Here is an 8,271-nt window from a genome sequence, read left to right on the forward strand (position 1 = left end):
GGGATCGCGGTGTGCGGCAGGGTCTCGACGTTGGCGGTGGGGAAGCCCAGCTCCCGGCCGCGCTGGGCGCCGCGCACGACGACGCCCTCGACACGGTGCGGCCGGCCCAGGATCTCCGCCGCGCCCGTGAGATCGCCCTCGGCGACCAGCCGGCGGGTCAGCGTCGAGGAGAACGGCTCGCCGCCGCCCGCCTCGCCGCGCACGAACAGGTCGACGACCTCGACCTCGAAGTCGTACACCTTGCCCTGCTCGGTGAGGAACTCGACGTTCCCGGCGGCCTTGTGGCCGAAGCGGAAGTTCGGTCCCTCGACGACGGCCCGGGCGTGCAGCTTGTCGACGAGGACCTTCACCACGAACTCGGCGGGCGACAGCTTCGAGAACTCCGTGGTGAACGGAAGGATGAGCACGGCGTCGACGCCCAGCTCGGCCATCAGCTCGGCGCGCCGGTGGTGCGGGGCGAGCAGCGGCGGGTGGCTGCCGGGGCGGACGACCTCGCTGGGGTGCGGGTCGAAGGTGACGACGACGGCCGGGACGCCCAGGTCACGGGCGCGGTCGACCGCGTGCCGGATGATGAGCTGGTGTCCGCGGTGGACTCCGTCGTAGGACCCGATGGTGACGACGCTGCGTCCCCAGTCCTCGGGGATGTCCTCCAAGCCACGCCAGCGCTGCACTGTGACCGCTCCTCGAACCCGTGTCCGTATCCATCGTCTGCCGGTAACGCAGGTCTAAGGGTGCCATGCCGGGTGCCCCCGGCCCGCATCGGCATGGTGGCTGTGACTCGGCCCACGCGCCGGAGTCCCCATCGAGGCCCCACCCCGCTCACACGGGCACCCGCGCCCCCGCGAGGTTCTCCAGCATCCGCCGTGTGCTGGGCCCGACCACGGCCGCCCAGTCCGCCGGTTGCTCGGTGAGCCAGGCCGTCACCCGGACGGCGAAACCGGGGACATGACGGCCCAGGTCGACGAGGCCGCGGTCGAAGCAGGCGGCGCCCTCCGGGGTGCGGACCAGGAGCAGCCCGGTGCGGTGGACCAGGGCGCGCAGTTCCTCCCCGTGCCACTGGGCGGCGGCGCGCAGGACGGCGTCCAGGACGGCCGGGGCCCGCTCGCGGCCGAGCAGGAAGTCGAGCAGTTCGCGGCGCGGCGGCCGGGAGACGGGTGCTCCGGGCGAGGCCAGAACGGCGGCCAGGGCGGCCCGCAGGGGTTCGGGGGCCCGCTCGTCCAGCAGGCCCGTGACCAGCGGGAACAGCACGGCATCGGCGGCCGGTCCGGCGTCCAGGCGCCGGTCGACATGGGCGGCCACGTCCCCAGCAGCCTCGGGATGCCGCTCCACGCCCTCCGCGACGAGCGCGGCGACCCGGCCGGCCAGCGCGGGCGTGGCGGCCTCCACGAGCGCCCGCAGCACGCGCCCCGCACCGGCGTCGGGGCGGCGCAGCCGGGTCCGGACGGCGGTCAGGACGGGCTCGGGGTCGGGGTCGGTGGCGAGCGCGGCCAGCAGCGCGTGCGCGGGCAGCCCGGGGTCGCCGTCCGCGAACCGCCGCAGCGCCTGCGGCAGATACCCGGCCCGGGTCTCCAGGTCCCGGACGAGGAGGCCGAGGGCGCCGGTGTGCAGGGTGCGGTCGGCGGGGCGGGCGAGGAGGGCGAGGGCGGCGTGGCGCAGCAGCCTGCGGTCGGTGTCCGTCGTGACGTGCGGTGCGGCGCGCAGTCCGTGGGCGACGGCGGCGGCCCGGCGGGCGGAACGGTCGTCGTGGGCCCAGCGTTCGACGGCCCGGCACAGCGCGGAGGGCTCCTCCTCGGCGAGGACGGCGAGCAGTTCGTCGGCCCGCCGGTGCGCACGGCCGGCCAGGGCCTCGGTGAGGTCGTCCAGGGCGCGGTGCCGGTGCGTGTGCAGCAGCGCCTGCGCGGCGGTCGCCACGGTGGCGTGCGGGGCGGCGGGCAGCGGCCGCTCGTCGTCGAACCAGTGGGTCAGACAGAGCTGTACGTCGGTGGGGCGGGCGGCGAGGAGCCGGGCCACGGTGTCGAGGTAGCGGGGGCCGCGCGGCGCGTCCGCGTCGGGCGGGGCGGCCGGATCGGCGAGCACCAGCCGGCGCAGCAGGTCGAGACGCAGGTCGAGCGGCACCCGGATCGCCGTCCAGAAGCCCGGCCCGAACTCCGGGAGCGACGACACCCGTCCCCCGCGCCCCTCCCCCACGACCACACCGCCGCCTCCGCTCCCCGCGATCCCGTCCGCGATCCGTCCCAGGACGGTGGCGTACGGCGTCGCGTCCGGGACGCGCAGCAGGGTCTCGGCGAGCAGCCGGGCGGCCCACCAGGAGGCCGGGTCGGCGTCCAGGGCGTCGGCCAGCTCCTCCAGCCGCCGAGTGAGCCGCGGAGCGCCCTGGTGACGGCCGAGGAGCAGCAGGGCCTGGACGACGGGGCCGATGCGGTGGTGCGGGACGGGAAGCGGGCGTCCCCCGGGCTCCCCATCCTCCTCGCCCGGCCGGTGGACCAGGGCGCGGACCGCCTCGTCCAGATCGAGGTGGAGGCCCTGGATCCAGTCGGCCAGTTCCTCGTGGGCGAAGCGGTAACCGCCTCCCGCAGGCACGAGCAGGCCCTCGGCGAGCACGGCGGAGGCCCAGCCGGTGCCGCCGCCGAGGCGGGCGGGGGCCTGGCCCCACGGGAACACCGCCTCGAACGACTCCCGGTCCAGTTCCCCCTGCCCGGGACCGAGGCTGCGGCGGGCGGCCTCGTGCACCTGTCCGGCCACCTTCGCCGCGAGCCGCCGTACGGCGGTGCCGCGCAGTCCGCTCCCGGCGGCGAGGCGGACGGCGATCCGCAGGCACATCAGGTCGAGATGGGCGCCGAGGACGTCATGGCGGTCGACGGGGCCGGCGGGCGCGTCGGCCGGGAGGGCGGCGCGGATCTCGCCGAGGAGCCGCAGGGTGAGCGGATGGCGCGCGTCCGGCGCGGTGAGCGCGGTCTCCGGGACGCCGTACCGGGCCCGCGCCTCGTACGCCTCCTCGGGGGTGAGATCCCCGAGCCGCACGCACGCGGGGAACTCCCCGGCGCTCCCCGCCGTGCCGTGCAGCGACTCGGCCGGGAAGTGCGCGCCCGCCCGCTCCCAGTACTCGGGGCGGCAGGCCACCACCAGCCGAGCCCCGGCCTCCCGCAGCCAACCGTCCGTGGCGCGCGTCCACTCGGCGAGCCGGTGGACGAGGGCGGGCGGCATCTCCTCCGGGCCGTCGAGGAGCAGCAGCAGGGGGCGACCGGCCGCGTGGGCGAGGCGGGCGAGCCGGGCGGGGCAGAGGTCGTCGAAGGCGGTGTCGGACAGCTCTGCCGACGCGCTCACGATCCGGGCCGCGCGGTGCAGCGCCCGGTGCGCGGCGTCGGCGATCGAGTCGTCCTCGGCCCGCAGATCGGCGCCGCGCAGCCACAGCGTGGGCGCGGGTGCGCCGCCCCGGCCGCGGCGGGCCGCGAGCGCCGCGAGTTCCGTCGTACGGCCGCTGCCGGGGGCGCCGACGAGGCCGAGGACCGTGGCGGGGCTCGTGTCGAACGCAGTGAACTCCCGTGCGGGAGCCGGGCGTTCGACCGGGGGCGGCACGGTGGGGGAACCGGGGTACGGGGGGCCGTCCGAGCCCACCGAGGTGGCGGCGAGTTCGAGGACCCCGGCGAGGTTGAGGTCGGCGCCGTAGGCCGGGACCGTCGCCGCGTTGCGGGCGAGTAGGTCGGCGAGGGGGCCGTCGGCGGGGCGCAGCGGGACGGCGAAGCCCGCGTCGCGGCCGCCGCACTGGAGGGCGGTGCCCACGACGGCGACGACGGCGCCGGTCGTGGCGTCGAGCACCGGTCCGCCGGCCGCGCCGCCGCCGAGCCGCAGCGCGTCGCGGCCCGCCGTGCCGATCGCCAGTTCCAGCGCGCCGTCGAGCAGACGGGGGCGGTCCGTGGCCGTGTAGGTCACCGGGGTCTCGCCCAGGACACGCGCCTCGCGCCAGCAACCTGCGGGGAGTCTGACGTAACGGCCCGCCTCCACCGTGTCCCGGACGGTCAGCGGCAGCGGCGGCACGTCCAGGCCCTCGGCGTGGACGAGGGCGAGGTCCAGCTCCGGGAGCGGGGTGACGGCGTCGGCGGTCACCGCGCGGTCGCGGTCGTCGGCGGTGTGCAGGACGAGGCGGGGCAGGCCGTCCACGGCCTCGTGGCTGGTGATCACCGTGCCGTGGTGGTCGGCGACGAAGCCGGTGCCGCGCGGGCGCCCGGCGAGGTCACGGATGCGGACCAGGGAGGCTTCGGCGGGGTGCGTAAGAGCGGGGTGCGTGAGAGCGGGCTGCGTGAGGTCGGATGACGCCTCGTGGCCCCCTGCCGCCATCGCCGTACCTCCCCGCCGCCCGTCTGCCCTGGGGTCGACGGTAGGCGCGGGATGATCAGCGGGACAGATCCCCTGGCGAACGCGCCCCCTCGCGCTCCCTCGGTTCACTCCGAGCGCCTGCCCGGACGGGTGAATGAACGGGGGACGCTGGATACACCCTAGGGGTGGGGGAACCGAGGGGGGACCGTGGAGCGGCGGCATTGAACACCCCGTGTTCGCCGCTCCACGGACACCTCACCTCACCGGCTCAGCTCAGCACGGCAAGGCTCTTCGCCTTGCCCTTCTGCTCCTCCACCAGCGCCAGGAACCGCCCCTCGGGATCGAAGACGGCGACGGCGCCGACCCCCGTGTACTCCTCGGGCATCTCCAGGCGCACGCCGTTGGTGAGCAGCCGGGCCCGCTTGGCGTCGACGTCCCAGCGCGGGAAGGCCGCCGAGGCCGCCTCCGCGATCGGCATCACGCTCAGCTCCTCCTGGAGCTGGTCGAGCGTCTTCGCGGAGTCCAGCTTGTACGGCCCGACGCGGGTGCGGCGCAGGGCGGTGAGATGGCCGCCGACGCCGAGGTCCGCGCCCAGGTCGCGGGCGAGGGCGCGGATGTAGGTGCCGGAGGAGCAGACCACCGACACGACCAGGTCCAGGACGGGCGTGCCGTCCTCGGCGACGGCGTCCCGGACGTCGTACACCGCGAAGGAGGAGACGGTCACCGGGCGGGCCGGGATCTCGAAGTCCTCGCCGTCCCTGGCCCGCTTGTACGAGCGGACGCCGTCGATCTTGATGGCGCTGACCTTGGACGGCACCTGCATGATGGCGCCGGTGAGCTTGGCGATACCGGCGTCGACGGCCTCCCGGGTCACCTTCGAGGCGTCCACGGAGGCGGTGATCTCGCCCTCGGCGTCGTCCGTCAGGGTCGTCTGGCCGAGGCGGATCGTGCCGAGGTACTCCTTCTCGGTGAGGGCGAGGTGACCGAGGAGCTTGGTCGCCCGCTCCACACCGAGGACGAGCACGCCGGTCGCCATGGGGTCGAGCGTGCCGGCGTGGCCGACGCGGCGGGTCCTGGCGATCCCCCGCATCTTGGCCACGACGTCGTGGGAGGTGAAACCCGACGGCTTGTCGACGATGACCAGGCCGTCGGGCGGGGTGTGCTTCTGCTTCATTCGGCGGTGTCGTCCGTCTCCTCGTCACCGGGCTTGCGGTACGGGTCGGCCCCGCCGGCGTACCCGGCGCCCGCGGACGCCTCGCGGACCTTCTCGTCGGCGGCACGCGCCTTGTCGAGGAGGTCGTCGATGGTGCGGGCGTTGTCCGGGAGGGCGTCGGCGACGAAGGCCAGCGTCGGGGTGAACTTCACCCCGGCCGCGCGGCCCACCTCGGAGCGCAGGATGCCCTTGGCGCTCTCCAGGCCCGCGGCGGCGGCCTGGCGCTCCTCCTCGTCCCCGTACACGGTGTAGAAGACGGTCGCCTCCCTGAGGTCTCCCGTGACCCTGGTGTCCGTGATGGTGACGTGGGAGCCGAGCCGCGGGTCCTTGATCCCGCGCTGGAGCTTCTGGGCCACCACCTCTCGGATGAGGTCCGCCAGCCTCTTGGCGCGCGCGTTGTCGGCCACTGGTCCGTCTCCTTAAGTGCTTACTTCGTACTTCAGTCTTCGTCGCTGTGGAGCCTGCGTCGAACCGAGAGCAGTTCCACCTCGGGCCGTCCGGCGACCAGCCGCTCGCAGCGGTCCAGTACGTCGGTGAGGTGTCCCATGTCCCCGGAGACCATCGCGAGCCCGATCCCGGCCCTGCGGTGGAGGTCCTGATGGTCCGTCTCCGCCGCGCTCACCGCGTACTTGCGCTGGAGCTCGGCCACGATCGGACGGACGAGGGAGCGTTTCTCCTTGAGCGAGTGGACGTCGCCGAGGAGCAGGTCGAAGGACAGAGTCCCCACATACATATGTGTATCCGGATGTCCCGCCGGTTCGGGGTACGGGCGCCACGCTTCGACGCCGATACGGGAACCGTACACGCAACGGCCGGGGCCGATCGACGGAGTTTCCCTTCCGGGAATCCCCGCCGACCGGCCCCGATCGCGTGCTGGATCAGACGCGCGGCTTCTCGCGCATCTCGTACGTCGCGATGACGTCGTCGATCTTGATGTCGTTGAAGTTGCCGAGGTTGATACCGCCCTCGAACCCTTCGCGGATCTCGGTGACGTCGTCCTTGAAGCGACGCAGGCCCTCGATGTTGAGGTTCTCCGCGATGACCTTGCCGTCGCGGATGAGCCGGGCCTTGGTGTTGCGCTTGACCTCGCCCGAGCGGATGAGGACACCGGCGATGTTGCCCAGCTTGGACGACTTGAAGATCTCGCGGATCTCCGCCGTACCGAGCTCGACCTCTTCGTACTCCGGCTTGAGGAGACCCTTGAGGGCCGCCTCGATCTCCTCGATCGCCTGGTAGATGACCGAGTAGTACCGGACGTCGACGCCTTCGCGCTCCGCCATCTGCTGGGCACGGCCCGCGGCGCGGACGTTGAAGCCGATGACGATGGCGTCCGAGCCCATGGCCAGGTCGATGTCCGACTCCGTGACCGCACCGACGCCGCGGTGCAGGACGCGGATGTCGACCTCTTCGCCGACGTCGAGCTGGAGCAGCGAGGACTCGAGGGCCTCGACGGATCCGGAAGCGTCACCCTTGATGATCAGGTTGAGCTGCTGGACCTCGCCGGCCTTCAGCGCCGCGTCCAGGTTCTCCAGGGAGAACCTGCGGGTGCGCTTGGCGAAGGCCGCGTTGCGCTCACGGGCCGCACGCTTCTCGGCGATCTGGCGGGCCGTACGGTCCTCCTCGACGACGAGGAAGTTGTCGCCGGCGCCCGGGACGTTGGTCAGGCCGAGGACCTGGACCGGCGTCGACGGGCCGGCCTCGGCCACGTTGTTGCCGTTGTCGTCGAGCATGGCGCGCACGCGGCCGTAGGCGTCGCCCACGACCATCGTGTCGCCGACCCGCAGCGTGCCTCGCTGGACGAGGACCGTCGCCACGGCACCGCGGCCGCGGTCGAGACGGGACTCGATCGAGATGCCCTGCGCGTCCTGGTTCGGGTTGGCCCGCAGGTCGAGCGAGGCGTCGGCCGTGAGGATCACGGCCTCCAGCAGCGAGTCGATGTGCAGACCCTGCTTGGCGGAGATGTCGACGAACATGGTGTCGCCGCCGTACTCCTCGGCCACCAGCCCGTACTCGGTGAGCTGGCCGCGCACCTTGGTCGGGTCGGCGCCCTCGACGTCGATCTTGTTGACCGCGACGACGATCGGGACGTCGGCCGCCTTGGCGTGGTTGAGCGCCTCGACCGTCTGCGGCATGACGCCGTCGTTGGCCGCGACGACCAGGATCGCGATGTCCGTCGACCGGGCACCACGGGCACGCATGGCGGTGAACGCCTCGTGACCCGGGGTGTCGATGAAGGTGATCGCGCGGTCCTCGTCGTTGACCTGGGTCGAGACCTGGTAGGCACCGATGTGCTGGGTGATGCCGCCGGCCTCGCCCGCGATGACGTTCGTCTTGCGGATGGCGTCGAGCAGTCGGGTCTTGCCGTGGTCGACGTGACCCATGACGGTGACGACCGGGGGACGGACCACCAGGTCGTCCTCGTCGCCCTCGTCCTCGCCGAACTCGATGTCGAAGGACTCGAGCAGCTCGCGGTCCTCCTCCTCCGGGCTGACGATCTGAACCTCGTAGTTCATCTCGCCCGCGAGGAGCTGGAGGGTCTCGTCGGAGACGGACTGGGTCGCGGTGACCATCTCGCCGAGGTTCATCATGACCGCGACGAGCGACGCCGGGTTGGCGTTGATCTTCTCCGCGAAGTCGGTGAGGGACGCACCGCGCGACAGGCGAATGGTCTCGCCGTTGCCGCGAGGCAGCATCACGCCGCCGACCGACGGGGCCTGCATGGCCTCGTACTCCTGGCGCCTCTG

Annotated in this window: 6 protein-coding genes; all 6 read right to left on the reverse strand. The window is 73.4% G+C overall.

Annotation, left to right across the window (positions count from 1 at the left end):
- Positions 1-671 (reverse strand): bifunctional riboflavin kinase/FAD synthetase (locus G6W55_RS36425; RefSeq protein ID WP_175524902.1); only part of this gene is annotated, 671 nt, incomplete at its 3' end.
- 148 nt (positions 672-819) lie between these two features.
- Complete coding sequence (locus G6W55_RS36430) at positions 820-4,335, reverse strand: serine protease (protein ID WP_254876582.1); 3,516 nt, start codon at positions 4,333-4,335, stop codon at positions 820-822.
- Between the two features lie 247 nt (positions 4,336-4,582).
- Positions 4,583-5,488, reverse strand: coding sequence for a tRNA pseudouridine(55) synthase TruB (gene truB / locus G6W55_RS36435; protein WP_175524904.1), 906 nt, complete (start codon positions 5,486-5,488; stop codon positions 4,583-4,585).
- Positions 5,485-5,934 carry a 30S ribosome-binding factor RbfA gene (gene rbfA / locus G6W55_RS36440; RefSeq protein WP_175524905.1) on the reverse strand — a complete coding sequence of 150 codons (450 nt, stop codon included), beginning with the start codon at positions 5,932-5,934 and terminating at the stop codon, positions 5,485-5,487. The genes truB and rbfA overlap by 4 nt, the downstream gene beginning before the upstream one ends.
- 32 nt (positions 5,935-5,966) lie before the next feature.
- Positions 5,967-6,260, reverse strand: a complete 294-nt coding sequence (locus tag G6W55_RS36445; protein ID WP_030797063.1) for a DUF503 domain-containing protein — start codon at positions 6,258-6,260, stop codon at positions 5,967-5,969.
- A 145-nt stretch (positions 6,261-6,405) separates the two neighbouring features.
- A partial coding sequence (gene infB / locus G6W55_RS36450; protein ID WP_254876583.1) for a translation initiation factor IF-2 occupies positions 6,406-8,271 on the reverse strand: 1,866 nt, incomplete at its 5' end.

Source organism: Streptomyces sp. CAI-85 (assembly GCF_013363615.1).
Classification (GTDB): domain Bacteria; phylum Actinomycetota; class Actinomycetes; order Streptomycetales; family Streptomycetaceae; genus Streptomyces; species Streptomyces antibioticus_B.

Bases quoted from the DNA above. Each gene is read 5' to 3' on its own strand.
- G6W55_RS36430 (WP_254876582.1), bottom strand. From the start codon at position 4,335: ATGGCGGCAGGGGGCCACGAGGCGTCATCCGACCTCACGCAGCCCGCT.
- truB (WP_175524904.1), bottom strand. From the start codon at position 5,488: ATGAAGCAGAAGCACACCCCGCCCGACGGCCTGGTCATCGTCGACAAG.
- G6W55_RS36445 (WP_030797063.1), bottom strand. From the start codon at position 6,260: ATGTATGTGGGGACTCTGTCCTTCGACCTGCTCCTCGGCGACGTCCAC.